Origin of the sequence: Bacillus cereus group sp. N21 (assembly GCF_016483395.1) — a bacterium.
In the GTDB taxonomy this organism is placed as follows: domain Bacteria; phylum Bacillota; class Bacilli; order Bacillales; family Bacillaceae_G; genus Bacillus_A; species Bacillus_A pseudomycoides.
Genome location: NZ_JAEHBX010000008.1, coordinates 85,639 through 110,817 on the forward strand (window position 1 = coordinate 85,639; position 25,179 = coordinate 110,817).

A 25,179-nucleotide genomic window follows, 5' to 3' on the forward strand; every position below is an offset into this window, starting at 1 on the left:
TTCACTTTCTTTTTTGTATACTTTTTTCCGTAATATACCACAATAGAGAAAGTGTGGCGGTTATTAAAAAACGGAGGATGTATATGAAAGGCTTAAAAGTCGGGATACTTGTCTTTGGATTGTTTTTTAGTTCTCAATTATATGCTTATGCTGAGGACGGACGATGGACATGGCCGGTAGATGGAAGAATTAGTGACTATTTTGGAACAAGAAATGGAAAACACTATGGTATTGATATAGCTGCTGCAATCGGAACACCGATTGCAGCTATTCGAGGTGGAACGGTGACAAAATCCTATTTTTCAAATAGTTATGGAAATGTAGTGTTTATTAAGCATGGAGAATATGAGGCCGTTTACGCCCATCTAAATAAGAGATATGTATTTCAAGGGAATCATATTACAAGAGGTGAGGTAATTGGTGAAGTGGGAAACACAGGTGAATCACGAGGTGCACATCTGCACTTAGAAGTTCATAAAGGTGCTTGGACATTTGGGAAAAGAAATGCAATGAATCCATTGTTTGTTTTAAATGAAGAAAGGGATCAAGTGGTTTCATCATCGATGTATATTGTGCAAAAAGGGGATACATTGGTCAGTATTGCCCGTAAGTTTGGCATGACTGTTCATGAGATAAAAGTAAAAAATGCATTACAACAAGATCGAATTTATCCAAATCAAAAATTATATATGAATTAAAAAAAGGGCTAGTAGGACTAGCTCTTTTTTTACCAAAAAATAAAGACACATATAAATCCAGAAATGGCTAAATAGCTATAATAATAAAAGACCTTTGTCCTTGTTTTTTCCTTCGTTCGAAATAATACAATGGTTGGTTCGATTAGTCCAATTGTAAAGCAAAGTAGACCAAGGAGCATACAGCCGATAGAAAACGAATACAAGGCAACTTGTACTTGAAATGGAATTATCCACTTTAATAAAAATGCAATAAGTGCTGTATAACAAATGCTGCCTATATATTTGTTTAAAGTTGTATTGGAACGAAAACCAGGAAGCTTTTTCAAAAAGGATCGGGAAACAACTTCTGTTTGTAAAGAAGTATGTTCTTTAATTATTTTTTGGGCCTCTTTCCCTTTATGAAAGAGAGAGAGAATCCAATTTCGTTTTCCTTGGAAAACAAATTGTGATGTTGTTAAATAGTGATCAATTTTCACTTTATCCCAACTTTTCCACAGATGACGCTCGCGTAGCTTTAGTTTACTTTCTGTTGTTTTATCATACTGATATACACTAATTCCTTCTTTGTCAAAAGTAGCATAGTATGTTTCTCTTGAAAATGTGCCTAAATCAATTGGACAGTAGAAAAGTAATTCCTTTTTTAAATAAAAGTATTCTTTTCTTAAGTTTTTTTTCATCGTTTCTTGAATAGAGTGTCTTTTTTCTTTCTTCATGACATTTCCTCCGTATTAAGAAAATGCTCTTATCTTAACAATTCAACATCTTATCACTTTTCTGTATGAATGACTAGGGAATTACGCAGGAAAAAGTCAGATTGTAAAAAATATGGATTGTGTTGTCAAATAATTCGATAGCTTTTTTATTGAGTATTAATAAGACAAATCTTATATAGAACGATGCTTACTATTCGTAAGTTATAAACATTTTTATTCACAACTGTATGATGTTGTTGTATAATGGTGAAGAAAATAGAATATCGGTCTATCTTCGGGGCAGGGTGAAAATCCCGACCGGCGGTGATGAACAGTTGCTTTTCGTTCTAAGCCCGCGAGCCGTTAAGGCAGGATTTGGTGAGATTCCAAAGCCGACAGTACAGTCTGGATGGGAGAAGATGGAGGTTCAAGCGTTCAAAAAAGATAGCTCTTTGAACGTCTGTTTGATGTGCCTAAAAATTCTCCCTTTGTGTAAACCACAAAGGGTTTTTTCGTATCATGAAAAAATAGGCATAGCAGAACCTTTCCACTTTCCATGAGATGATCGATGGAAAAGGAGAGAGAATGATGAAACAAAAAAACAGTGTAGTACAAATGGTGAGTGTAGCGATGCTTAGTAGTATTGCGTATTTGCTTATGATGTTGGATTTTCCATTTCCAGGACTTCCGCCATTTTTAAAAATTGACTTTAGTGATGTGCCAGCTTTAATTGCAGCGATTATTTTTAGTCCGATTGCAGGTGTAGTTGTAGAAGGGATAAAAAATATCCTTCACTATGGGATTCAAGGAAGTTTAACCGGAGTTCCGGTTGGAGAGGTAGCTAATTTCATTGCGGGATGTCTATTTATTGGTCCAGCGGCATTCTTATTTCGTAAGCATCGCACAGTAAAAAGTTTAACAACAGGGTTAATGTTAGGAACGGTTGCTATGTCTATCATTATGAGTGTGTTAAATTATTTCATTATTTTACCAGCGTACACTTGGTTTTTAAATCAGCCTGCTATGTCTAGCAGTGGTATGCGACAAATGATTGTAGCGGCAATTCTACCATTTAATTTAATTAAAGGAATTGTTGTAACAGTTGTGTTTGTAGCGCTGTTTTCACGTTTAAAAGTATGGGTATTTGCAAAAATGAAAAATGCATAGAAATTTTGGCCATCAGAGGAAAGAATATCGCTGATGGCTTTTTAAATTGTAAGTTAGATGAATAACAAAAAATCCCCCTCATAAAATGAGGGGGATTTTTTGAAGTTAATAAAAAGACTATTCGAATTTTAAAGCGTCGCCATCGAATGATTCGTCAGCAACTTTAATTGAGTCAGTTGGACAACCTTCAAATGCGTCCATCATGTCGTCAATTAATACATCTGGAATTTCAACGATACCTTGGTTATCATCTAATGTTACAAATGCAATACCTTCATCATCGTAATCATAAATGTCTGGTGCAGCAGCTCCGCAAGCTCCGCATGCGATGCAAGTGTCTTTATCAACAATTGTATATTTTGCCATATTCTTTTCCCTCCTGATAATATGTATGTGAAAATATTCGCTATAAAAATTATAACCTTATTGTAAAACGGTTTTTCAAACTTTTCAACATAAAATTATAATGATAATGCTTATCAATTAGAGTGTCAACTTATTTTTGATTTATTTCACAAGATTTTCAAAATGCCTAAATGCTGTACAGTTTGATACAATAGAAAATATAAAGTGAAACTTCTATCAGTGGGGTTCTCTTCATCCCTATCGATAGAAAGCTTTCACCAATCGGGCTTTTACTGCCAGCAAATAGCGGGATAAATGTAATTGAAAGGTGGAAGCGGTGATGCAGTTACAATATACTTTACTATATTGCATAAAACAATTAAATGGTGAACGAACTGTTTCTTCCATTTATCACCTTTTAAAAGGAAAACGTTCTTCACAAACACTACAAGACGGAAATATATTTCACATTTCTTTTCTGTTTGGAATATACAAATCATTACAACGTTCTGATTATGATCAGGAAATTGAACATGTATTGCATAAAGAATGGATTCAGAATGTACATGAAAATACGTACATTTTAACTGATGCTGGAAAGGAACAACTGGAAACTTGGAAAAAAACACTTTCTTTTCCACAGTATTTACATGGTTTACACTATGGTGATCTTGGCGAGCTTTTTTGGAAACGACTTTCATTAATTATTCAAACTGTGTCAAATTTACAACAGCAAAATGCGAAATTTATTCCTATTCAACAAGATACAGAGATCATGATGTGGGTCAAGCAGTTCCTCATCGGGATACCGTATACAAGAAGTGAACTTGCGGCAGGTTTGTGGAAAGAGATACATATGCTGTTGAAAGATACTTTGCCAATAGAAGCAACGATTTTTACATATCGACTAACTGGGTATGAACGGATTGGATATACATTAAAACAACTTGCAGAAATTACAAACCAAGATGTATTTCGCATCTATCTCTTATTTTGGGGTACCATTCATTTCTTTATTCAATCTGTTCGAGAGGATGAAAAAGAGTTTCCGTTATTAACAAAAATTATTTCTTATCCGAATGAAAGGGCAGATTTGTTTAGTTTATCCACGCAGAAAACATATCAGCTTTGGAGACAAGGGCTCTCTTTAGATGAAATTGCAACGATTAGAAATTTAAAGGTTGCAACAATAGAGGATCATTTTGTTGAAATTGCATTACGAGAACGAGATTTTTCTATTGAAATGTTCATTGGGAAAAATAAAATTAAGCATGTGCAGCGCATTATTGAAACATTACAAACACGTAAGTTGCGTGTATTAAAGCAAGCGGTAGGAGAAACAGTTTCTTATTTTGAAATTCGTCTTGTGTTAGCACAGATGGAGGGTGTAAATGAGACTTGAGGATTATCTGTATAAGTGGTTTGGTTATAACGAATTTCGTCAAGGACAGAAAGAGGTTATTGTGGATTTGTTGCAAGGAAAAGATGTTGTGGCGATGCTTCCAACTGGAAGAGGAAAATCAATGTGCTATCAACTTCCAGGTCTTATGCAAGATGGAACAGTACTGATTGTTTCTCCATTACTATCCTTAATGGAAGATCAGGTAGCGCAGCTTAAATATATAGTAAAGGATCGTGTGATTGCGTTTAATAGTTTCCGTACATTAACTGAGAAAAAAGAAGCGATAAAAAGATTATCTTCTTATAAATTTGTCTTTGTCTCGCCTGAAATGCTGCAAACTGAAGCAATAATAAGAGAACTAAAAAAGATTCATATTTCGCTATTTGTCGTTGATGAAGCACATTGTATTTCGCAATGGGGTTACGATTTTCGAACAGACTATAAAAAATTAGATCAAGTTATAGCGGCTATTGGACATCCTCCGGTATTAGCATTAACAGCTACTGCAACAAAAGAAGTATTACAAGATATTATAAAAAGTTTAAAACTTACGAATGTAGCAGAGCATGTGTATTCGATTGATCGTCCAAATATTGCAATGGAAGTACAATTTGTACAAACAATAGAAGAAAAAAAGGAAGCGCTTCTCACGCAAGTTACTTATTTACAAGGACCAGGAATTATTTATTGTTCTAGCAGGGCTTGGACGGAGCGCCTGACAGAATATTTAAGGAGTAAAGGTATAGCAGATGTTGCATTTTATCATGGTGGAATGGAACATGAAGAGCGGATGTTAATTCAGCAACAATTTATGAATGATCAACTGCAGCTTGTTATATGTACAAGTGCATTTGGTATGGGGGTAAACAAGCCGAATACAAGATATATTATTCATTTTCATTATCCTGCAAATATTGCTTCTTATTTACAAGAAATCGGTAGAGCGGGAAGAGATGGAGAGATGAGTATTGCGATTCTACTTTGTAGTCCATTGGATCATGATCTACCAGTTTCTATCATTGAGGATGAATTACCAAATAAACAGCAAATTCAATTTTTATTTTCCTTACTACAAGAGAAGATGTTCCAAACGAAAGTATTGCCAATGGAAGATGTGGAAGAAATTTGTTATAATGCCGCAAGGTTTAGTGAGCAGCATTGGCGTTTTGTACGTTATCATTTAGAAAAGATGAAAATCATACAACAGAAGAAGCTCATTATGGAATCCTTGTCAGATGAGAAAATGAAAAAATTGATGTTAGAAGTGGACGGGCGTCTTCGGAATAAATATAGGCAATTAGAAAATATGAAATCGTGGCTCCAGTTTAAAGGGTGTAGACGGGAACAAATGCTACATCAATTTGGATATAAGAAGGAAGCTGAGGTAAAAAACTGCTGTGACTACTGCGGTATTTCCAAAGAAGATTATAAAAAAAGACGAGCAAGACAATCAATTTTCGACTATAATTGGGAAGCGGAGTTACAATTGCTCTTTGGTATGAGAGAACGGAGGAATGATGGACATTCAAAGGCGTAGTATTGAAGACATAGGTCCGAAAGAAATACGGCTTAACCTCTATATAACACAATTAATAATTATAGGTGTTGGCTGCGCATTAGCCTATATATTATTTCCAAATAGAAATGAATTTTATGATTTGTGGAAATGGGAACCTGTTTCCATCCTTATAATAGGTAGTGGAGTTGCGGGTGGTGTCATCTTATTTGATTATATTGCAATGCAAGTGTTCCCAGAATCGTGGTTTGATGATGGTGGAATTAATGAGCGGATGTTCCAAGGGATTTCTGTCATACAATTATTAGCTATTACGTTTGTTATTGGATTTGCTGAAGAATTTTTATTTCGGGGTGTGTTACAGACGCATTTCGGACTTGTAATTGCTAGCCTTATTTTTGCTGTTTTACATATTCGATATGTGATGAAGCCATTCTTATTTTGCTTTGTATGTATGATTAGTTTTGTATTTGGATATGTGTTTCAATGGACAGGAAATTTGTTTATAACAATTTTTGCACACTTTCTTGTTGATTTTATAATGGGACTTCAATTAAGAAAATAAATGAAAGGTGGTGGTGAACAGCATGAGGAAACAAATTCCCGATTTTGAAGAAGAATTGGAAGAAGAGCAAACAGAAGAAGGTTTACCGCCGCGAAGTGAGGTTCATAGAAATAAAGAAAAGAAAAAATCTAAATTTAAGATTAACCACTTTTTTGTTCGAGTTTTAACATTTTTATTTATTTTGTTACCACTTAGTATTTTATGGTATACGGATAAGTATATCGAAGTAAAAAGTGCAAAAGAGAATGATGTCCCTGGAACAAATGCGTTTGAAGTGATTTTTTTCGATTCAAATAAACATGGTGAAGGAAAAAAGAAGCAGCCAGAAAAATTTGAAACGCATATTGTAAAAGCAGGTGAGACATTTGAAAGTATTGGGAAACAGTATTTTCCCAATGAAGATGGGGCTACAATCATTAAACGCTATAACAATTTACAAGACAATCAGTTAGAAGTGGGAAAAGAATTGAAAATTCCTGTCAAAAAGAAAACGGAGAAGGAATAGTATCTGTAAAATAATGGTTATATGAGTGGTTGAAAAGGTGAATGAAGTCTTTTGTATCGGATGAGATTTTATTCATCTTTATTGCAATATAGCTTGATAAAATTACATTTTGTTGAGAGGGAAGTTGAGAAAAATATATGTTGTGGATTTTAGGTGGTACGTTCATATGTATTGGCTTTATTTGTCTTTTTATGATGTATAGAGAAGCATTGCGTAATACATTGCTAGAACACACTTTATCATTTGTAAATTTCCCGGAAAGCTTTGGAAAGGTCAGGATATTTTTCATTTCAGATATTCATAGGAGAATTGTTTCGCCTTCTTTAATTGAAAATGTAAAAGGAAAAGCTGATTTTGTTATTATTGGCGGTGATTTAGCTGAGAAAGGTGTATCGTTATCACAAATTGCTGCTAATGTTCAAACATTAAGTAAAATTGGTCCTATATATTTTGTATGGGGAAATAATGATTATGAAATTGACTATCATGAACTAGATGCGTTATTACTAGAACATGGTGTGAAAATTTTAGATAATACAAGAGTGCTGTTTGAATCAGATTCTGGCGACAAGCTTTGCTTATTAGGGGTGGATGATGCTGGATTAGAACGGGATCGTTTAGACTTGGCACTAGCAGATTGTCAAGAAAATGGCTTTCGTATTCTTATTAGTCACAATCCTGTTATTGTAAACAAAATGTCTGGACAAGAACAAATTTCCCTCGTATTAAGTGGTCATACCCATGGGGGACAAATTCGTCTATTTCATTTTAAACGATATCTAAAAGGCGGCGTATATAAGTATCCGAATACAACTTTATTTGTGAGTAATGGGTATGGAACGACATTGATACCACTACGTTTTCGAGCTCCAGCCCAAACGCACTTAATTACGTTGCAAGGAAAAAAATAAAAGATGTTCGGTTTAAAGGTGGGAAAAACATGCCAACTTTAAAAGGGAAATATAATATAAAAGCTGTTTCGAATATGCTTGGAATTCAGCCGAGTACGCTGCGGGCTTGGGAGAGACGATATCATATTATTGCTCCAAAGCGCAATGATGCTGGGCATCGCCTATATACAGAAGAGCATGTGAGAATTTTAAAATGGTTAATGTATAAAGTGAATGAAGGATTTACGATTGGTCAAGCAGTCCAGTTATTAGAGAGCAATCGATTGCAAAATCACAATTTAGTTGAAGTAGCGTACAGTACAGAAGTGTTTTTAGTAGACGATATCCTTCATTATTTGTTAAAATTTGATGAAAAGCATGCCCGTGAATTATTAAACGAGGCATTTGTTATTTATACAACAGAAAAAGTAATCACTCATATATTTGTTAAGATTATTGATAAATTGGAGACTATGCGGAGAAATGATGAGATAACAGCTGTACAAGAGCGGTATATAGATTCATTTTTATGTTCACGCATTGGAATGATTTATCATAATACGCATACTAATTTTATTTTGCCAAAAGCTTTGGCTATATGCGCACCAGGAGAATTGAATACATTAAACCTTTTTGTTTTCACAATATATTTACGTTTGAAAGGCTATCAAGCAACATATTTTGGGACAGGCCTAGAGGAAGATGAGATTCATACAGTTATTAAGCAATTTGCACCCAAATATGTGTTTATATCATGTTCAAAAGAGCGATATTTGAAAGGCGCACTAAATTTGATTAAGAAGTTGCAAAGTCAGAATTCAAAGATCTGCATAGGGCTTGTTGGATTTGCAAGTCAGTTTGTTTCAGATGAAGACAAGATTGGACTTCAAAATGTGTTCATTGGTGATACAAAAAAAGAATGGGATAAATGGTTAAATACGTCGGAATAGTTGTTCGAAAAGAACCATCTATTTTCTATTTCATATAATAAAAATTAGATACAACGGTTACGTAGGGAGGTTACAAGATGAGGCTGGAACGTTTAAATTATAATAAAATCAAAATTTTCCTAACGTTTGACGATTTATCTGAGCGAGGATTGACGAAGGAGGATTTATGGAAAAATGCTCCGAAAGTGCAACAGTTATTTCGCGATATGATGCAAGAAGCAAATAAAGAACTTGGATTTGAAGCGGATGGTCCAATTGCGGTTGAAGTTTTTTCTTTACAAGCACAAGGAATGGTTGTAATTGTCACAAAAGAAAATCACGAAACCGATACAGAAGATGAGTTTCGTGATGAGTTTATCGAGATGCAAGTAACTCTAGATGAGAGTGAACATATATTGTATGAATTTGCAACGTTTGAAGATGTGATTACGTTGGCAAATCGTTTGTATAATCTCGGTGTAACCGGAGGGAAACTCTACACATGGGATGGGCGTTTTTATCTTTGGATGGAAGAAGAAACACCATTATTAAAGGCAGATATTATTGCGATTTTAGCAGAATACGGTAATTCTTCTACAGCAACAATTTATCGTATTATGGAATATGGAAAAGAATTAATGGATTCTCAAGCAATTCAGCAAATATACAAGTATTTTGTCTTAAAACAAAACCTCAGCTAGTAGAAATAGCTTGAGGTTTTGTTAGTATTTTGCGATATTAGATAGACTAAAATACATTGTGATATAAAAAACATTTAAATATTTAAGTATTTTACTTTTCTAAAAGCGATAAAAGGACTATAATAATAGTGAAAACGCTTGCAATAAAGAATAGTTTGTATACATTTGTTAGCGTTTTCTATTGCATTCCAAATTTAACGGTGTATACTAGGCAATGAAGGTTTACTAAACAAGTGAAATTACAGGGGGTTTACTTACTATGGTAGCCGAAAAGGGAGCTCAAACACAAACACAACAAAGGGAGCAACATTTTGAATTGTTGAATTCAACACAAATTGTTATTAACGAAGCCCTAGAAAAGTTGGGTTATCCAAACGAGGTATATGAATTACTGAAAGAACCAATTCGTATGATGACAGTGAAAATTCCAGTTCGTATGGATGACGGGACTGTTAAAATATTTACAGGATATCGCGCACAGCACAATGATGCTGTTGGTCCAACGAAAGGTGGAATTCGCTTCCATCCAAACGTAACAGAAAACGAAGTGAAAGCACTTTCTATTTGGATGAGTTTAAAATGTGGTATTGTTGATTTACCATATGGTGGAGGTAAAGGTGGTATCATTTGTGATCCACGTGAAATGTCTTTCCGTGAATTAGAAAGATTAAGCCGTGGATATGTACGAGCAATTAGCCAGATTGTTGGTCCAACAAAAGATATTCCTGCTCCAGATGTATTTACAAACTCACAAATTATGGCATGGATGATGGATGAATATAGCCGCATCGATGAATTTAATTCGCCTGGATTTATTACAGGTAAACCGCTTGTATTAGGTGGATCTCATGGGCGTGAAACAGCAACTGCAAAAGGTGTAACAATCTGTATTCGCGAAGCTGCGAAAAAACGCGGTATCGATATTAAAGGCGCTCGCGTTGTTGTCCAAGGGTTTGGGAACGCTGGTAGCTTCTTAGCTAAATTTATGCATGATGCTGGTGCAAAAGTAATTGCGATTTCTGATGCTTACGGTGCACTACATGATCCAAATGGATTGGATATCGACTACTTACTAGATCGTCGTGACAGCTTCGGAACAGTAACGAAATTGTTCAACAATACAATTTCAAACAAAGAGCTATTAGAACTTGATTGTGATATTTTAGTTCCAGCTGCAATCGAGAACCAAATTACAGAAGAGAATGCTGCGGATATTAAAGCGAAAATTGTTGTAGAAGCAGCAAATGGTCCAACTACATTAGAAGCAACTAAAATTTTAACAGAACGCGGTATTTTACTTGTTCCTGATGTATTAGCAAGTGCTGGTGGTGTTACTGTATCTTACTTCGAATGGGTACAAAATAACCAAGGTTACTACTGGTCAGAAGAAGAAGTAGAACAACGTTTAGAAAAAGTAATGGTAAGATCATTCGATTCTATTTACGAAACATCACAAGTTCGTAAAGTGAACATGCGTTTAGCAGCCTATATGGTTGGTGTACGTAAAATGGCAGAAGCTAGCCGCTTTAGAGGCTGGGTATAATAGAATAAAGAGTTTAGAGAGAACGTGGTTTCCTTCAAGGAAACCACGTTTTTTTATTGAAGTACATAATAAGGATCATAGAAAAGGTGGAGATAAAATTGCAAACGAAGATTGATGTGAGTGAGCGAGTGGATGAATTGGAAAAGAGAATCGTATATTTAGAAGAAAGGTTAAAGAAAAGGAATTCTAGTGAAAGGGCGAGTGTACTGCAAATATTTGGAGAAGGAATTATGTCTTTGTTGTTTGGAGTATGTATTGTTGGGCCAGTGATAGCTATCGTCTGGGGAATTATAATATTACTTTTAAAGTGGTTCGGTTAAATAATTACTGTTAATAGGTGTAATATTGTTAAAAATGGATGATCGATTACAAAAAATAAAAAAGAACACTTGTTCCAACAGAACGTTTGTGCTATGCTCTCTTTAGATAAACAAAACGGAAACAAGATAAGGAGAGATTAATAATGAAAATGACAGCAGACCAAAGATTTATGATGCCAACAGATGTTATGGAACGGGTAGAGGTTTTACGAAAAAAACATGTAAAACGTTCCTCTTTGTTACAATCCGTAAATAAATTTTTCGGTTTAGATACAAAAGAAGACTGTGTTTGGTTTTATGGGTTTTATGGAACGGCTGTAAGTATTTTATTATTTATGGTATTTACTTCGAATATTTTTGATTTTCTCTTTGTGTAAGAAATGTGCTATATAGATATCGAGGTTGAATACATATATAAAGAAGAAAGGTAATTTTCTAGAGCGGAGTTGATAGACATGGTGATGTTCCCTATAGAGCGAAATTATATTGGGTACGGAAGCTCCCGACCAGGAATCCGCCTTTCGAAGGTGAGGTTCATTGTAAGCCATGATACGGGGAATCCTGGCAGCAATGCGATAGGAAATCGAGATTACTTTAACGAAATACAACCGAAAGCATCGGCGCATACCTTTGTAGATGATACAACCATTTTAGAAATTATCCCAATTGATGAGGTAGCGTATCATGTAAGATATAATGTACCAACAGACAATGATTTGTTTGGTTATGATGCGAACAAAGCAGCAATTGGTGTTGAAATGTGTTATGGAGGTAATGTTAACTTTTGGGATTCTTACACGCGGTTTACATGGTACCATGCTTATTTATGTCATACATTCAATTTAAATCCTAAAAAGGATATTGTATCTCATAAAACACTTGATCCTACGAGGAAGATTGATCCAGAAAATGTATTGGGACAACAAGGAATACGATTTAGACAATTTTTAGCGGACGTCTATCGAATGTACGTATCGTTTAGATGACAAATATATGAAAAATGAATACAATAAAGATAGGTGCCTACTGCTGAAAGTAGGTTTTTTCTTGTTTTGTAATAAATAGAGATTGAGGCAGAAGACTAGGAGTGAACCGAGTATGCAAAAAGAAACAGCTATTATAATCGGGGGCGGACCGTGTGGATTAGCAGCAGCGATTTCACTGCAGCAACAGGGAATCAATCCACTAGTAATTGAAAAAGGAAATATTGTGAATGCGATTTATCATTATCCGACTCATCAAACGTTTTTTTCCTCTAGTGAAAAGTTAGAGATTGGTGATGTTGCTTTTATTACAGAAAACCGCAAACCAGTTCGTAATCAAGCGCTTGCGTATTATCGTGAAGTGGTAAAGCGTAAAGGTGTGCGAGTAAATGCATTTGAACGCGTAGAACAAGTGCAAAAAGATGGGAATTTCTTTAGAGTAAGTACGACGAAGCGTGATGGAAATACGGAAACATACGCTGCGAAATATATCGTAGTGGCAACGGGATATTATGATAATCCAAACTATATGAACGTTCCTGGAGAAAAATTGGAGAAAGTATCTCATTATTTTAAAGAGGGACATCCTTATTTTGACAGAGATGTAGTTGTAATAGGAGGGAAAAATTCAAGTGTAGATGCTGCGCTAGAACTTGTAAAAGCTGGAGCACGTGTAACGGTGTTATATCGCGGGGGAGAATATTCGCAGAGTATTAAGCCGTGGATTTTACCTGAATTTGAAGCGTTAGTACGTAATGGTACGATTCAAATGCAGTTTCATGCTCACGTAAAAGAAATTACCGAACATACGCTTACGTATACAAGTAACGGAGAGTTATTTACAATTCAAAATGACTTTGTATTTGCGATGACGGGATACCACCCGGATCATAGTTTCCTAACAAAAATGGGAGTAGAAATTGATAAAGAAACAGGACGTCCGATATTTACAGAAGAAACAATGGAAACGAATGTGGAGAATATCTTTATTGCGGGTGTTATTGCAGCTGGAAATAATGCGAATGAAATTTTTATTGAGAATGGAAGATTTCATGGTGGAGCAATTACACAAACAGTTGTATCAAGAGAACAAAAATAAGCTGTCGAATTTTTCGACAGCTTATTTTTTAATCGTGCATAAACATTTGTTGGATTTTATCTTGAGAATGAGTACATTCTAAAGCAACAAGTAGTTTAATACGAGCTTTTTGGGCATTTAAACCGTATGTGAAAACAATTCCCATATCTTTTAATTGTTTTCCTCCACCCTCATAGGAATATACGTCTTGGACAATTCCATTAAAGCAGCGAGAAACGAGAACAATTGGAATCCCTTTAATTATTAAGCGTTGTAAACTAGAAAGCGTTCGTGGTGGTAAATTACCTTGACCAAGTGCTTCGATTACAATCCCATCGACCGGTAGGTTTTCAATTGCTGCTAATAATGTATCATCCATACCAGCGTATGCCTTTAACACAACAACATTTTTAGAAATTTGCCCAATCATGTATGTTTCATGATTTACGAGAGCGTGATGGAAGACAACGCCGCGTTTTGTCACCATACCGATTGGTCCGTATTGAGGGCTTTGGAATGTTGCAACATTACTTGTATGTGTTTTTGTTACATTTGTTGCACAGTGAATTTCGTCGTTTAACACGACAAGAACACCTTTTCCAAGCGCTTCGCTGCTACTTGCAACCTTTACAGCTGATAAAAAGTTATATAAACCGTCAGCACCCAATTCATTGCTAGAGCGCATTGCACCTGTTACAACGATTGGAATGTTCGTTTGTACAGTTAAATCTAAAAAGTATGCAGTTTCCTCTAATGTATCTGTACCATGTGTAATGACAACGCCATGGATATCTTCATGTTTTACTCTTTCGTCAATGATGATTTGTAATTGTAACATCTCGCTAGGAGTCATATGAGGAGATGGAAGATGAAAGACATCTTCAACGATTAAATCAATATCATCCGCTAAATTTGGAATGAATTTTAAAAGAGGATTTTGTTCCCCTGGTTGTACAACCCCAGTTTCTTTATCTTCCTCCATTGCGATTGTTCCACCTGTGTGTAAAACTAGGATTTTTTTCAATGCTTATACCCCTTTCTAGTCAAAAAATACATTTAGAACATACCATGTTTTTACTAGATTCGACAATGGAAATGTATAAAAGTTTGTATTAGAAATGAAAATAAAGTTGACTACTTTATTTTGGAAATAATTGAAGGGAATGGATCCTTAATTTTTTTATCGTGAGTTGTTAGAATGAGTGAGAAAAATGAAAAGAGGATATTTCTTTGAAAAAAATTGAGGGAGCTTTAATTCGTATATTATTGATTCAATTTATTTGTCTCTGCATTATTCAATTGCTTTTCATGCAAGAATCCACAGTGAAATATTTATCAAAAATCGTTTATTATGAAGGCGTTACAAGTGAAAATATAACTGATATTTTACAAGTCAATAAGTAGTTTTCATTTTCTTCTAGTAAGGATTGTGCTACAATAATTTAGGATTTAATCGGTATGAAACAAGTGTAGAGAAGCAGGGGATTTGTACCTGCTTTTCATTTTGTTTTATAAGTGAAAAAAATGAGGTGTTACAGTGGATAAACGAATTTCAATTGCGATAGATGGTCCAGCAGCTGCTGGAAAAAGCACAGTTGCAAAGGTTGTTGCGAAAGAACTTTCTTATGTCTATATTGACACAGGTGCAATGTATCGTACGCTTACATACGCTGCTCTGGAACAAAATGTAGATATTGAAAATGAAGAAAGTTTAATGGAAGTTTTAAAAAATGTGAATATTGATTTTCAGCAAGGTGAAAATACACAACTAGTTTTCTTAAACGGCAAGGATGTATCTGAAGCGATTCGTACACCGAATGTAACAAATCGCGTATCAATTGTTGCCAAGCATCGTCTTGTTCGCGAAGAGATGGTGCGCCGCCAACAAGCTCTAGCAGAAAAGGGCGGGGTGGTAATGGATGGTCGTGATATTGGTACGCATGTGCTACCTAATGCGGAAGTGAAGATTTTTATGCTTGCTTCTGTTCAAGAGAGAGCGGAGCGTAGACACCTTGAAAATACGAAGAAAGGCTTCGCTTCTAGTTTGGAGCAATTGAAAAAAGAAATTGCCAAGCGTGATAAATTAGATTCAGAGCGCGAAGTTTCTCCGTTAAAAAAAGCGGATGATGCATTGGAGTTAGACACAACTTCGTTATCAATTGAAGAAGTTGTCCAAAAAATCATGGATATTGTTTCTGGAGCGTTTGCAAAATAAAGAAAGAGGGAATCCTCTTTCTTTTTTTATTTTAAAAATATTAGTATAACAGAGAATAGTGAAACACTTTCCTTGACAAATAAGTCAATTTGTAAGAAGTTAGTAAAAGAAGAGAAACTGTCAGAATATATTCGCTATTATATTTTAAAACATACTTTATTCAAGGAGATTTTGCTGTATACTATTTATATAGGCTTCTATATCTTCTATGAAGTGTATAGCAAAAAATAGGTTGTTGTATGTATTGGAAGCGAGTATATGCTAAAAATTTCTTATAACATGCAAATGAAAACATTTGTTTTCATTTCGTATATACATAAAAAAGCTTTGTCAATTCTGTAGGGAGGTATTTCCATGGTAGAAAAAATGAATGAAGAAGTTGTGGATTCAAAAGCATTACAAGTGGGTGACGTTGTTACAGGTTCTGTAACAAAGGTTGAAGAAAAACAAGTTCTTGTAAATGTTGGATACAAAACAGATGGCGTTATTCCGATTAGTGAATTAGCTAACGTTCATATTGAAAAAGCGAGCGATGTTGTAAAATTAGATCAAAATCTTGAATTAAAAGTTATTAAATTAGAAGATGATGATCTTGTATTATCGAAACGTGCTGTTGATGCAGAAAAAGCATGGGTAGAGTTGCAAGAAAAATTCACTTCAGGTGAAGTTTTTGATGTTACTGTAAAAGATATTGTGAATGGTGGTTTAGTTGTGGATCTTGGTGTCCGTGGATTTATTCCAGCTTCACTTGTAGAAATGCACTATGTAGAAGATTTTACTGATTATAAAGGAAAAACATTAGCGGTGAAAATTGTTGAATTAGATCGTGAAAAAAATCGTGTTATTCTTTCACATAAAGCAGTTGTAGAACAGGAATTAGAATCAAAGAAAAAAGAAGCGATTTCTTCTTTAAAAGAAGGAGACGTTGTGGAAGGTACAGTTCAACGATTAACTGACTTTGGTGCTTTTGTGAATGTTGGTGATGTAGATGGTTTAGTACACATTTCACAAATTTCTCATGACCGCGTTGAACAGCCTTCTGATGTGTTAACACAAGGACAAAGTGTAAAAGTCAAAGTATTATCGGTTGATGCAGATACGCAGCGTATTTCTTTATCGATTAAAGCGGCTCAGCCAGGACCTTGGGAAAACGTTTCTGCTGAAGTTAAAGCGGGTGATATTCGAGAAGGTATAGTGAAACGAATTGTTACATTTGGTGCTTTCGTTGAAATTTTACCAGGTGTAGAAGGACTTGTGCATGTATCACAAATTGCAAATCGTCACGTGAAAAATCCAAATGAAGTATTAGAAATGGGACAAGAAGTGAAAGTGAAAGTACTTGAAGTACATGCAGCAGAAAAACGTATTTCTTTAAGTATAAAAGAAGCTGTTGAAGAAAATAATGAAACAGAAGATTATAGCAAATATGAGCCGACTTCTGAGTCTGCAACTTTCCAATTTAGTGATATTATTGGTGAACAACTGAAAAAATTAAAGAAATAAAGAGGGGTACAAGTGGTAAGGGCAAAACGAAAATTAGAACATATTGAATACGCTCTTTCCACCGGACAGTCTCGTATACATGGCTTTCATGATATTGCTTTTGTCCATCAAAGCTTGCCAAATTCAAGTTATGAAAGCATTACATTTGAAACGGAAATCGGCGAACTTTCATTAAGTTCGCCGATTTTTATCAATGCGATGACTGGTGGTGGTGGAGATCACACATTACATATTAATGAACAGTTAGCACACGTGGCTAAGCATCATAACCTTGCGATGGCTGTCGGTTCTCAAATGGCTGCGTTAAAAGATGAAAAAGAAGCATCTTCTTATCGAATTGTTCGAAAGGTAAATCCAAATGGAATCGTTTTTGCAAATTTGGGTAGTGAAGCGAGCGTTGAACAGGCAAAACGAGCGGTTGATATGATTGAAGCGAATGCTTTGCAAATTCATTTGAATGTCATTCAAGAACTAACGATGCCAGAAGGTGATCGGGATTTTACAGGCGTATTAGAGCGGATTGAACAAATTGTTACAAGTTCTCCGGTTCCAGTTATAGTAAAAGAAGTAGGTTTTGGTATGAGTAAAGAAACGGTACAGCAGCTAACTAATGTTGGTGTTACGGCTGTAGATGTTGGTGGTTATGGTGGCACAAATTTTGCTGCAGTTGAAAATGAGCGAAGGAAGCGAATGCTTTCTTATTTTAATGATTGGGGCATTCAGACGGTAGCTTCGATCATAGAAGCATCCTCTACAAATAAAAACCTCTCTCTTATTGCATCTGGCGGTATACAAACTGCGCTTGATGTAGCAAAAGCAATTGCATTAGGGGCACGGGCGACTGCTTTTGCTGGGTATTTTTTACGTATATTGATGAATGATGGTACCCAGAAATTAATGGATGAAATAGAACTTTTACATACGGATTTACAATTTATAATGACGGCTCTTGGAGCGAGAACACTCTCTGAGCTTCAGCGAGTGCCGCTTATTGTGAAGGGTGACACGTATCATTGGTTATCGCAACGTGGGATTGATACGACGTGCTATAGCAATAGGTAATGTTTTTTAAGTTTTTTTGCAGGTTATTTATAAATCAGAATAAGATAATAATAAAAAAATCAACCGCAAGAATCAACCGTTCGGTTGATTTTTTTTATGTACCCGCCTCGTACAATGAAGAGGAAAGGGGAAGATGAAATGAATAAGATTATTGAAGTGGATAAAGTAACGAAGTGCTATGAAACTTTTAAAGCACTATCTTTAAAAGTGAAGAAGTAACAAATACAGTGCTAAGTCAGAGAGAATTAGAGGTGTTAATTGTTCTAGCTACTGGAGCGACAAATAAAGAGATTGGTGAGAAACTCTTTATTTCAATTTCAACGGTTAAAACACACATTATCAATATATATACTAAGCTCCAAGTTTCTAATCGTGTAGAAGCAATAAAGAAAGCGTTGGAGCATGGATTAATAACATAATGAATTGTGGGAAAATGAAAAAACAGCCGATGTCGGCTGTTTTTTCATTTTGTTTAATGCTGATTTTGCTTGCGAGCTTGCTCTGGTGTATCAAGCCCAGTTGCTCCAGGATATTGCAGCGATTGGTCGCGGTCAGACTCGACACGGCGCGATTGTTTTAGTTTCTTTTCTTGGCGGTCTTTTCCCATCGTTATCTACACCTCCTTAATAGAAAGTGTTGCTGTTATAAGAAAAACTATGCAAAAAGAAGAAAAGGATTAGTTTTCATAAAAAGTTCCCATAATGGAAATGATAGGAGGAGAAAATATGGATGGAAGTTATTTTTATTTTTTAGCGTGGGTGGGCTGGGTTGTTACAACGTTTTTTTTGAAAAAAGATGAAATTCGTTGGAAAGTTAGTGCTGCTATATTAATATTTATTATTTGTTCACAGATAACGGTATCTATTGCTTCTTTCACTGTATCAATAAACGCTCTTATACTCGGTATTATTTCCTTTTTGGGGATTGCTCTATATTCTGTGTGGAAAAAAATGTATGCCTTATTGTCGGCACTTATCATTGCTATGCTATATACAAGCTTTCATTTATTAGAGGTGTATGATCCGATTTGGATTGTTATTGATCGGATTTTTATGTTAAGCGGTACTCTTGTATATGCATCAATTTTATTACATCGAGATCGTTTATTGCGTCTATGTTCTTTATATGCCGGAGCACTACAAGGAGAAATATTGGTAACATTTATTTTTCGCAGGCTTCATTTTCCATACGAATTTGGTGGTTTGACATTCTTTGATATCATTGCTGTTTCTACACTACTGGTTATGATGATGTCTTATATCGCAAAATTATCGGCGTATAGAGGACAATTTAGAAAAAAACATGTAAAAGAAAGGCAAGGGTAATACATGACTGAATATACACCAGCCATTTTATGTGGCGTCATTGCTGGAACAGTAACGCGAATTTTGATGCTTCGTACAGATACGAGGCAGTATCCGACACGTTTACATGGAAAAATCATTCACATTGCTATGGGATTAATTGCAGCAGCTTTAGGAGCAATTGCTATTCCATCCATTTTGAAGAAGGATTTTTCAGCGATTACTTTCTTAACATTAGCTGCGTCTCAATTTCGAGATGTTCGAAATATGGAAAGGAATACACTGCAGCAATTAGATGGGTATGAGCTTGTACCGCGTGGAAACACATATATTGAGGGGATAGCTCTTGTATTTGAAAGTCGCAACTATTTAGCGATGTTAACAGCATTTGTGACAACATTTACATATATAGGGTTTCATTCGTGGATAGCTGGTGTAGTTGCTGGCACAGCGGGATTCTTTATTGCCAAAATATTGATGTCTGGTAAAAGGTTACGTGATCTTGTAGACATTGAGCATGTCCCTCTCCGCTTTGAGGGAGCAGGACTATATATTGATAATATTTATATTATGAATATTGGATTGCCCGCAAGGCAAGAAGAAATTATGAAGTATGGAATGGGCTTTATTTTAAAGCCTAAGTCTATTGACGCAAGAATAACAATTTCCAATCTTGGACAACGACAAGCAATCTTACATGATGTATCGGTTGCATTAGGCATATTTAGAGATTCTGGAACCCCGGCGTTAGTCCCCTTAGCTAAGCGCGATTTAGAAGATGGAAGAGTAGGGGTATTTGTACTCCCGCAAGATCAAGATGTAAAAAAAGCGATTGCAGTAATAGGGAATGTACCAACATTAGAAAGTGCGGTTCATATGTCATCAGAGGCCCCAAAAGGAAGGGGAGATATACGATGATGTTAGAAAGTTATATTCTTGCTGTAATTACAACGACGCCAGAAAAGTTTGCTGGGGGGGCACCTTTATTTACTTGTGACTCAAAAGAAGAAATGGAATTTGTAGCAAATAATTTAGAAGCGATTTTAGACGGTATCGCACACCGCTTACAAGAGAATGTATATATTATTGTGAAACATTAGTAACGTGTGCTATAATATGAGATGTTTTGATACGATGAGAAATATTCTGGAATGCAAATCCCTTCTTGCACAAAGAAGGGTTTTTTACATAATAAACAGAAGCAAGTTGAAAGGATGAAATTATATGCCGAAACCAGTAGTGGCAATAGTAGGACGCCCGAACGTAGGGAAATCTACTATTTTCAATAGAATTGTTGGAGAGAGAGTTTCAATTGTAGAAGATATCCCAGGCGTAACGCGAGATCGTATTTATAGTGCGGGAGAATGGTTAAATCATGAATTTAACATTATTGATACAGGTGGAATTGATATTGGAGACGAGCCGTTTTTGACACAAATTCGTCAACAAGCAGAAGTTGCGATTGATGAAGCGGATGTTATCATTTTTATGACAAATGGCCGTGATGGTGTAACAGCTGCAGATGAAGAAGTAGCAAAGATTTTATATCGTTCTAAAAAGCCGGTTGTACTAGCGGTGAATAAGGTTGATAATCCAGAGATGCGTAATGATATTTATGATTTCTATGCATTAGGATTTGGTGAGCCATTCCCAATTTCAGGTACACACGGATTAGGTTTAGGTGATTTATTAGACGAAGCAGCAAAGCATTTCCCTAAGATTGAAGAAGAGGCATATGATGACGAAACAATTCGTTTCTCATTAATTGGGCGTCCAAATGTAGGAAAATCATCACTTGTAAATGCATTGCTTGGTCAAGAGCGTGTAATTGTAAGTAACGTAGCAGGAACGACCCGTGATGCTGTTGATACACCATATAGTAAAGATGGTCAAGATTACGTTATTATTGATACAGCGGGGATGCGTAAAAAAGGGAAAGTATACGAGAGTACTGAAAAGTATAGTGTACTTCGTGCATTGAGAGCGATTGAACGATCTGACGTTGTTTTAGTCGTTTTAGATGGTGAAGAAGGAATTATTGAACAAGATAAAAAAATTGCTGGTTATGCACATGACTCAGGAAGAGCAGTAATTATTGTTGTGAATAAATGGGATGCAGTTAAAAAAGATGAAAAGACAATGAAAGCATTTGAAGAAAATATCCGTGCGCATTTCCAATTCTTGGATTATGCACCGATTGTATTCTTATCTGCGAAAACGAAAAAACGTACACAGACATTATTACCAGTTATTAATGAAGTTAATGAAAGTCATAGTATTCGTGTACAAACAAACGTATTAAACGACGTGATTATGGATGCTGTTGCAATGAATCCAACACCAACGCATAATGGACAACGTTTGAAAATCTTCTACGCAACGCAAGTCGCGGTGAAACCACCAACATTTGTTGTATTTGTAAATGATCCAGAATTAATGCACTTTTCATATGAGCGCTTCTTAAAGAATCGTTTGCGTGAGTCGTTTGGCTTCGTAGGAACGCCAATTCGAATTATTTCTAGAGCAAGAGACTAATGGAGAGGATGTGATTTTATGAAAAAAATCACAGTAGTAGGAGCAGGTAGCTGGGGCACAGCGTTAGCGATGGTATTAGCTGACAATGGTCATGATGTACGTATTTGGGGAAATCGTTCGGAGCTCATGGATGAAATCAATATGAAACATGAGAACAGCCGGTATCTCCCAGGAATTACATTGCCAAGCACAATCGTAGCCTACTCTTCTTTAGAAGAGGCATTAGTAGATGTAGATACAGTACTTTTAGTCGTGCCAACGAAAGCGTATCGAGAAGTATTGAAAAATATGAAAGATATTGTTTCACAGCCAATTACTTGGATTCATGCAAGTAAAGGGATTGAACCGGGAACTTCAAAACGTATTTCAGAAATGATTGAAGAAGAAATTCCAGTGCATCTTATTCGGGATGTTGTTGTCCTATCAGGACCAAGCCATGCGGAAGAGGTAGGGCTTCGTCAAGCGACAACTGTTACTTCAGCTGCTAAACGTATGGAAGCAGCTGAAGAAGTACAAGACTTGTTTATGAATAGTTATTTCCGAGTATATACGAATCCTGATATTGTCGGAGTAGAGCTCGGTGGGGCATTAAAAAATATTATTGCACTAGCCGCGGGTATAACGGATGGCCTTGGATTAGGTGATAATGCAAAAGCAGCTCTTATGACACGTGGTTTAACGGAAATTGCTCGTTTAGGAAGAAAGATGGGTGGTAATCCGTTAACATTTGCTGGTTTAACGGGAATGGGTGACTTGATTGTAACTTGTACAAGTGTCCATAGCCGAAATTGGCGTGCGGGAAATATGCTTGGAAAAGGATATTCATTAGAAGAAGTATTAGATAGTATGGGTATGGTAGTTGAAGGTGTACGAACAACGAAAGCTGCATATGAGATGGCTGAGAAAATGAAAGTTGAAATGCCAATTACGGCAGCCTTATATGATGTACTATTCAATGGAAATAATGTGAAAGATGCAGTAGGGTCATTGATGGGGCGTGTTCGTAAACATGAAGTTGAAGCGATACCTGATTTATTGTAAATAAAAGCTGTATGCGTGAAAAAACACGTATACAGCTTTTTGTTTTTCTGGGTTTTTTCACCATTTATTTCTTTTTGCATACGATGGATTGTAACTTGAAGAGAGGGTGAAGAAAATGGATAATAACATTTTCAATAATATTGAAAAAGAAGCGAAAGTAAATAAAGACGATATTTTTAAATTAGCATCATCTGTACAAAATGCAAATTTACGCGATGAGAAAGTACTACGCCAATTAATCCATCAGGTCGCAGTAATGGCAGGGCGAGAGGTACCAAAAGAGCAAGAAGATCAAATTGTAAAAGCGATTATTAATAATAATATGCCAACAGACTTTAGCTCGTTAAGTAAAATGTTTAAAAAATAAAGCATGAGAAACAAAGGGTTCGAGGATTGCATACGATAGCTATGAAGAAATGGGATTGGAGCTGTTTGTGGGCGTATTTGGTCAACCGAAGCGAAGATGATACATTCGCTTCGGTTTTATTTTTGTTTTTTATTTACATTTATCCATTTTGATTTTCCAATATATAATTCGCCATTATGAAGAACGAAAGGTGACCTACACTCATTTTATTTATTTGTTTTCACTTGGCATGGACAGGAAGAGGGTCGGACCGCTTCTATGCATGGTCGGATGCTCTCTTCCACCAGAAAAGAAACGCTTTCTGCCGTTTTTTCAATTTGTACGTATACATAAATATTCTCCAACATATAAGTCTCAGCTGTGAAAATAAAAGGGAGTCTCCACCCGCTTTCTCCTTTTGTTTTTACTTGGCATGGGGCAGAAAAAGGATCTAACCGCTTCTATGTATGGTCGGATGCTCTTTACCAGCTAAAAAGAATGGTCATATATTATTTTTCTATTTGTTTAAAATTTTTAATTTGTTAAAATAGTATAAAAATAGATTGATAATTAAGGGGTGTGTATATGTCTGAAGGACTTATAAAAATGTGGTTTTCTTTAGGAGCAATGGGATTCATGTTTATTGCAGTAGCTTTTATTTTATTAAGTAGGCATAAAATAAAGAATAAAATTTTGAAAGGTATTACAGCGCTGGTTGCTTATACACTTATGGTTGTATCTGGGATTGTTATTTTCCTCGTTGTATTTAGTGGGCCAGTCGAACAATAAGAATGAATAATCGCCACTCTTTGTTTTCAAATAGATTGTGGAGAGGTAGGTGGAAATGAATAAACAAGATTTAATAGATGTGAGCGAGAAAATAAAGGATGGATTGTCTGTGAAAAAAAACTATATTATTTTAATATTTTGTTGTATAAGCCTTTTGTCAGGATGTATGTATCCTAGAGAAAATATGAAACAGAATGCTGTCCCTTATGAAGATCAGCTGCAAGCTGTACAAAAGGCAGTCAATACATATAAGGAACAAAATAATGGTTTATTGCCAATTAAAACGCGTGATATGAGCACACCGATTTATCAAAAATATCCAATTGATTTCCAAAAAATTGCACCACGTTATATACAAGAAGCACCTGGAAATGCATATGAAAGTGGTGGTGTATATCAATATGTATTAGTAGATGTAGAAACAAATCCAACGGTAAAATTAATCGATGTAAGAATGGCAGAACAAATTCGGGATGTTAAGTTGAAATTGCAAATGTATCGTGATGAACATCAATATCCTCCTTTTAAAAAGGTTATTGCAGATGGTGTTTATGAGCTAGATTTCAAAAAGATGGGATATAAAGATGTGCCTCAAGTGACAAGTCCATATTCTGGAAAAGGATTACCGCTTGTAATTAATGAAAAAGGGGAAATTTTTGTTGATTATCGAATGGATTTATATGAAATGTTACAAAAAAACGGAGAAAAGTTGAAAGAGGGGGAAGATATTCGTAATATGCTTTTAAAAGATACACCATTTGTGCCCGCATACTCTTTACCGTATACAGTAAGAAACGGAGAACCAATTTTTTTTAAATGATAAGTCATGAACCTTTCTTCTAGCGAATAAGTTCTAGAAGAAAGGTTTTTTCATGTATTACAACTTATGATGCAAACAAAAAGTTTTTTTTAAATAGTCATATGAATTTAGGACAAAATCATATGATATATTGTCCACACTTCTAGAATATTTTTATGTTATTTCATATGATAGGAGACATCAGTGAAGGATATTGTATGTGAATACAAATTGGATTATTCCCAAAAATT

The 25,179-nt window shown here is 35.4% G+C and carries 30 protein-coding genes, 1 pseudogene and 1 riboswitch; of the genes and pseudogenes, 27 read left to right on the plus strand and 4 right to left on the minus strand.

Annotated elements, in window-relative coordinates; translation table 11 throughout:
• The first annotated feature begins 83 nt into the window (after positions 1–83).
• A complete protein-coding gene (locus JDS96_RS06990; RefSeq protein ID WP_199666449.1) occupies positions 84–698 on the plus strand; it encodes a peptidoglycan DD-metalloendopeptidase family protein in 615 nt (204 codons plus the stop codon).
• Positions 699–727: 29 nt separating this feature from the next.
• On the opposite strand, the gene JDS96_RS06995 is transcribed toward JDS96_RS06990, so the two are convergent.
• On the minus strand, positions 728–1,411 hold the full coding sequence (locus JDS96_RS06995; protein WP_003206567.1) for a hypothetical protein: 684 nt from the start codon (positions 1,409–1,411) through the stop codon (positions 728–730).
• A 266-nt stretch (positions 1,412–1,677) separates the two neighbouring features.
• Positions 1,678–1,815, plus strand: a riboswitch (FMN riboswitch).
• A 163-nt stretch (positions 1,816–1,978) separates the two neighbouring features.
• On the opposite strand from JDS96_RS06995, the gene JDS96_RS07000 reads away from it, so the two are divergent.
• A complete protein-coding gene (locus JDS96_RS07000) occupies positions 1,979–2,557 on the plus strand; it encodes an ECF transporter S component (protein WP_033796014.1) in 579 nt (192 codons plus the stop codon).
• A gap of 117 nt (positions 2,558–2,674) precedes the next feature.
• On the opposite strand, the gene JDS96_RS07005 is transcribed toward JDS96_RS07000, so the two are convergent.
• Positions 2,675–2,923 (minus strand): ferredoxin, encoded by a 249-nt coding sequence (locus JDS96_RS07005; protein WP_003206564.1) that lies wholly within the window; start codon positions 2,921–2,923, stop codon positions 2,675–2,677.
• Positions 2,924–3,242: 319 nt separating this feature from the next.
• Between JDS96_RS07005 and JDS96_RS07010 the strand changes: the two genes are divergently transcribed.
• The 12 genes from JDS96_RS07010 (at position 3,243) to JDS96_RS07065 (ending at position 13,355) form a co-directional block, all read left to right on the plus strand.
• The gene (locus JDS96_RS07010) at positions 3,243–4,304 is read left to right on the plus strand and encodes a YpbB family protein (protein ID WP_142308392.1); all 1,062 of its coding nucleotides are present in this window, start codon (positions 3,243–3,245) and stop codon (positions 4,302–4,304) included.
• Complete coding sequence (locus tag JDS96_RS07015; protein ID WP_033796012.1) at positions 4,294–5,841, plus strand: RecQ family ATP-dependent DNA helicase; 1,548 nt, start codon at positions 4,294–4,296, stop codon at positions 5,839–5,841. The genes JDS96_RS07010 and JDS96_RS07015 overlap by 11 nt, the downstream gene beginning before the upstream one ends.
• On the plus strand, positions 5,822–6,385 hold the full coding sequence (locus JDS96_RS07020; RefSeq protein ID WP_199666461.1) for a CPBP family intramembrane glutamic endopeptidase: 564 nt from the start codon (positions 5,822–5,824) through the stop codon (positions 6,383–6,385). The genes JDS96_RS07015 and JDS96_RS07020 overlap by 20 nt, the downstream gene beginning before the upstream one ends.
• Before the next feature lie 22 nt (positions 6,386–6,407).
• Complete coding sequence (locus tag JDS96_RS07025; protein WP_006094243.1) at positions 6,408–6,890, plus strand: LysM peptidoglycan-binding domain-containing protein; 483 nt, start codon at positions 6,408–6,410, stop codon at positions 6,888–6,890.
• A 137-nt stretch (positions 6,891–7,027) separates the two neighbouring features.
• Entirely contained in the window at positions 7,028–7,801 is a 774-nt protein-coding gene (locus JDS96_RS07030; RefSeq protein ID WP_199666450.1) for a metallophosphoesterase, read from the plus strand.
• A gap of 29 nt (positions 7,802–7,830) precedes the next feature.
• Complete coding sequence (locus JDS96_RS07035) at positions 7,831–8,730, plus strand: MerR family transcriptional regulator (protein WP_003206552.1); 900 nt, start codon at positions 7,831–7,833, stop codon at positions 8,728–8,730.
• Between the two features lie 77 nt (positions 8,731–8,807).
• Positions 8,808–9,410 (plus strand): genetic competence negative regulator, encoded by a 603-nt coding sequence (locus tag JDS96_RS07040; RefSeq protein ID WP_006094247.1) that lies wholly within the window; start codon positions 8,808–8,810, stop codon positions 9,408–9,410.
• Between the two features lie 259 nt (positions 9,411–9,669).
• Positions 9,670–10,953 (plus strand): NAD-specific glutamate dehydrogenase, encoded by a 1,284-nt coding sequence (gene gudB, locus JDS96_RS07045; RefSeq protein WP_003196304.1) that lies wholly within the window; start codon positions 9,670–9,672, stop codon positions 10,951–10,953.
• Between the two features lie 98 nt (positions 10,954–11,051).
• Positions 11,052–11,273, plus strand: a complete 222-nt coding sequence (locus JDS96_RS07050; protein ID WP_033798763.1) for a hypothetical protein — start codon at positions 11,052–11,054, stop codon at positions 11,271–11,273.
• Between the two features lie 140 nt (positions 11,274–11,413).
• On the plus strand, positions 11,414–11,650 hold the full coding sequence (locus JDS96_RS07055) for a DUF3961 domain-containing protein (RefSeq protein WP_026008432.1): 237 nt from the start codon (positions 11,414–11,416) through the stop codon (positions 11,648–11,650).
• Positions 11,651–11,728: 78 nt separating this feature from the next.
• Entirely contained in the window at positions 11,729–12,259 is a 531-nt protein-coding gene (locus tag JDS96_RS07060; RefSeq protein ID WP_003206547.1) for a peptidoglycan recognition protein family protein, read from the plus strand.
• Between the two features lie 112 nt (positions 12,260–12,371).
• Positions 12,372–13,355 (plus strand): YpdA family putative bacillithiol disulfide reductase, encoded by a 984-nt coding sequence (locus JDS96_RS07065; protein ID WP_003206546.1) that lies wholly within the window; start codon positions 12,372–12,374, stop codon positions 13,353–13,355.
• A 28-nt stretch (positions 13,356–13,383) separates the two neighbouring features.
• Here JDS96_RS07065 and JDS96_RS07070 read toward each other — a convergent pair whose 3' ends face one another.
• The gene (locus JDS96_RS07070) at positions 13,384–14,358 is read right to left on the minus strand and encodes an asparaginase (protein WP_199666451.1); all 975 of its coding nucleotides are present in this window, start codon (positions 14,356–14,358) and stop codon (positions 13,384–13,386) included.
• Between the two features lie 206 nt (positions 14,359–14,564).
• Between JDS96_RS07070 and JDS96_RS07075 the strand changes: the two genes are divergently transcribed.
• The 5 genes from JDS96_RS07075 to JDS96_RS07095 all read left to right on the plus strand — a co-directional run bounded on the left by JDS96_RS07075 (position 14,565) and on the right by JDS96_RS07095 (position 18,533).
• Entirely contained in the window at positions 14,565–14,738 is a 174-nt protein-coding gene (locus JDS96_RS07075; protein WP_003196311.1) for a DUF5359 family protein, read from the plus strand.
• A 133-nt stretch (positions 14,739–14,871) separates the two neighbouring features.
• Positions 14,872–15,549: a (d)CMP kinase gene (gene cmk / locus JDS96_RS07080; RefSeq protein ID WP_097794222.1), complete on the plus strand. Its 678-nt coding sequence runs from the start codon at positions 14,872–14,874 to the stop codon at positions 15,547–15,549.
• A gap of 354 nt (positions 15,550–15,903) precedes the next feature.
• Positions 15,904–17,052, plus strand: coding sequence for a 30S ribosomal protein S1 (gene rpsA, locus JDS96_RS07085; protein WP_199666452.1), 1,149 nt, complete (start codon positions 15,904–15,906; stop codon positions 17,050–17,052).
• Between the two features lie 12 nt (positions 17,053–17,064).
• Positions 17,065–18,114 (plus strand): type 2 isopentenyl-diphosphate Delta-isomerase, encoded by a 1,050-nt coding sequence (gene fni / locus JDS96_RS07090; protein ID WP_199666453.1) that lies wholly within the window; start codon positions 17,065–17,067, stop codon positions 18,112–18,114.
• Positions 18,115–18,341: 227 nt separating this feature from the next.
• Positions 18,342–18,533: a response regulator transcription factor gene (locus JDS96_RS07095; protein ID WP_080740238.1), complete on the plus strand. Its 192-nt coding sequence runs from the start codon at positions 18,342–18,344 to the stop codon at positions 18,531–18,533.
• A 53-nt stretch (positions 18,534–18,586) separates the two neighbouring features.
• Here the strand turns inward: JDS96_RS07095 and JDS96_RS07100 are convergent, their stop codons facing one another.
• Positions 18,587–18,721 carry a YpzI family protein gene (locus tag JDS96_RS07100; protein WP_003206535.1) on the minus strand — a complete coding sequence of 45 codons (135 nt, stop codon included), beginning with the start codon at positions 18,719–18,721 and terminating at the stop codon, positions 18,587–18,589.
• 118 nt (positions 18,722–18,839) lie between these two features.
• On the opposite strand from JDS96_RS07100, the pseudogene JDS96_RS07105 reads away from it, so the two are divergent.
• The 8 genes and pseudogenes from JDS96_RS07105 to JDS96_RS07140 all read left to right on the plus strand — a co-directional run bounded on the left by JDS96_RS07105 (position 18,840) and on the right by JDS96_RS07140 (position 24,949).
• Positions 18,840–19,450 (plus strand): annotated as a pseudogene (locus JDS96_RS07105) (YphA family membrane protein).
• Entirely contained in the window at positions 19,443–20,336 is an 894-nt protein-coding gene (locus JDS96_RS07110) for a YIEGIA family protein (protein ID WP_003196321.1), read from the plus strand. Before JDS96_RS07105 ends, JDS96_RS07110 begins: the two are co-directional and overlap by 8 nt.
• Positions 20,333–20,518 carry a capping complex subunit for YIEGIA gene (locus tag JDS96_RS07115; protein WP_016114087.1) on the plus strand — a complete coding sequence of 62 codons (186 nt, stop codon included), beginning with the start codon at positions 20,333–20,335 and terminating at the stop codon, positions 20,516–20,518. The genes JDS96_RS07110 and JDS96_RS07115 overlap by 4 nt, the downstream gene beginning before the upstream one ends.
• Positions 20,519–20,642: 124 nt before the next feature.
• Entirely contained in the window at positions 20,643–21,953 is a 1,311-nt protein-coding gene (gene der, locus JDS96_RS07120; RefSeq protein WP_003206531.1) for a ribosome biogenesis GTPase Der, read from the plus strand.
• An 18-nt stretch (positions 21,954–21,971) separates the two neighbouring features.
• Positions 21,972–22,994, plus strand: coding sequence for an NAD(P)H-dependent glycerol-3-phosphate dehydrogenase (locus tag JDS96_RS07125; RefSeq protein ID WP_098610069.1), 1,023 nt, complete (start codon positions 21,972–21,974; stop codon positions 22,992–22,994).
• A 115-nt stretch (positions 22,995–23,109) separates the two neighbouring features.
• A complete protein-coding gene (locus tag JDS96_RS07130; protein WP_000369751.1) occupies positions 23,110–23,361 on the plus strand; it encodes a stage VI sporulation protein F in 252 nt (83 codons plus the stop codon).
• A 564-nt stretch (positions 23,362–23,925) separates the two neighbouring features.
• Positions 23,926–24,129 carry a DUF2768 domain-containing protein gene (locus JDS96_RS07135; protein WP_016114089.1) on the plus strand — a complete coding sequence of 68 codons (204 nt, stop codon included), beginning with the start codon at positions 23,926–23,928 and terminating at the stop codon, positions 24,127–24,129.
• Positions 24,130–24,238: 109 nt separating this feature from the next.
• Entirely contained in the window at positions 24,239–24,949 is a 711-nt protein-coding gene (locus JDS96_RS07140) for a hypothetical protein (protein ID WP_026008435.1), read from the plus strand.
• Positions 24,950–25,179: the final 230 nt, after the last annotated feature.

Bases quoted from the DNA above. Each gene is read 5' to 3' on its own strand.
- JDS96_RS06990 (WP_199666449.1), top strand. From the start codon at position 84: ATGAAAGGCTTAAAAGTCGGGATACTTGTCTTTGGATTGTTTTTTAGT.
- JDS96_RS06995 (WP_003206567.1), bottom strand. From the start codon at position 1,411: ATGAAGAAAGAAAAAAGACACTCTATTCAAGAAACGATGAAAAAAAAC.
- JDS96_RS07000 (WP_033796014.1), top strand. From the start codon at position 1,979: ATGAAACAAAAAAACAGTGTAGTACAAATGGTGAGTGTAGCGATGCTT.
- JDS96_RS07005 (WP_003206564.1), bottom strand. From the start codon at position 2,923: ATGGCAAAATATACAATTGTTGATAAAGACACTTGCATCGCATGCGGA.
- JDS96_RS07010 (WP_142308392.1), top strand. From the start codon at position 3,243: ATGCAGTTACAATATACTTTACTATATTGCATAAAACAATTAAATGGT.
- JDS96_RS07015 (WP_033796012.1), top strand. From the start codon at position 4,294: ATGAGACTTGAGGATTATCTGTATAAGTGGTTTGGTTATAACGAATTT.
- JDS96_RS07020 (WP_199666461.1), top strand. From the start codon at position 5,822: ATGGACATTCAAAGGCGTAGTATTGAAGACATAGGTCCGAAAGAAATA.
- JDS96_RS07025 (WP_006094243.1), top strand. From the start codon at position 6,408: ATGAGGAAACAAATTCCCGATTTTGAAGAAGAATTGGAAGAAGAGCAA.
- JDS96_RS07030 (WP_199666450.1), top strand. From the start codon at position 7,028: ATGTTGTGGATTTTAGGTGGTACGTTCATATGTATTGGCTTTATTTGT.
- JDS96_RS07035 (WP_003206552.1), top strand. From the start codon at position 7,831: ATGCCAACTTTAAAAGGGAAATATAATATAAAAGCTGTTTCGAATATG.
- JDS96_RS07040 (WP_006094247.1), top strand. From the start codon at position 8,808: ATGAGGCTGGAACGTTTAAATTATAATAAAATCAAAATTTTCCTAACG.
- gudB (WP_003196304.1), top strand. From the start codon at position 9,670: ATGGTAGCCGAAAAGGGAGCTCAAACACAAACACAACAAAGGGAGCAA.
- JDS96_RS07060 (WP_003206547.1), top strand. From the start codon at position 11,729: ATGGTGATGTTCCCTATAGAGCGAAATTATATTGGGTACGGAAGCTCC.
- JDS96_RS07065 (WP_003206546.1), top strand. From the start codon at position 12,372: ATGCAAAAAGAAACAGCTATTATAATCGGGGGCGGACCGTGTGGATTA.
- rpsA (WP_199666452.1), top strand. From the start codon at position 15,904: ATGGTAGAAAAAATGAATGAAGAAGTTGTGGATTCAAAAGCATTACAA.
- JDS96_RS07100 (WP_003206535.1), bottom strand. From the start codon at position 18,721: ATGGGAAAAGACCGCCAAGAAAAGAAACTAAAACAATCGCGCCGTGTC.
- JDS96_RS07110 (WP_003196321.1), top strand. From the start codon at position 19,443: ATGACTGAATATACACCAGCCATTTTATGTGGCGTCATTGCTGGAACA.
- JDS96_RS07115 (WP_016114087.1), top strand. From the start codon at position 20,333: ATGATGTTAGAAAGTTATATTCTTGCTGTAATTACAACGACGCCAGAA.
- der (WP_003206531.1), top strand. From the start codon at position 20,643: ATGCCGAAACCAGTAGTGGCAATAGTAGGACGCCCGAACGTAGGGAAA.
- JDS96_RS07125 (WP_098610069.1), top strand. From the start codon at position 21,972: ATGAAAAAAATCACAGTAGTAGGAGCAGGTAGCTGGGGCACAGCGTTA.
- JDS96_RS07130 (WP_000369751.1), top strand. From the start codon at position 23,110: ATGGATAATAACATTTTCAATAATATTGAAAAAGAAGCGAAAGTAAAT.
- JDS96_RS07135 (WP_016114089.1), top strand. From the start codon at position 23,926: ATGTCTGAAGGACTTATAAAAATGTGGTTTTCTTTAGGAGCAATGGGA.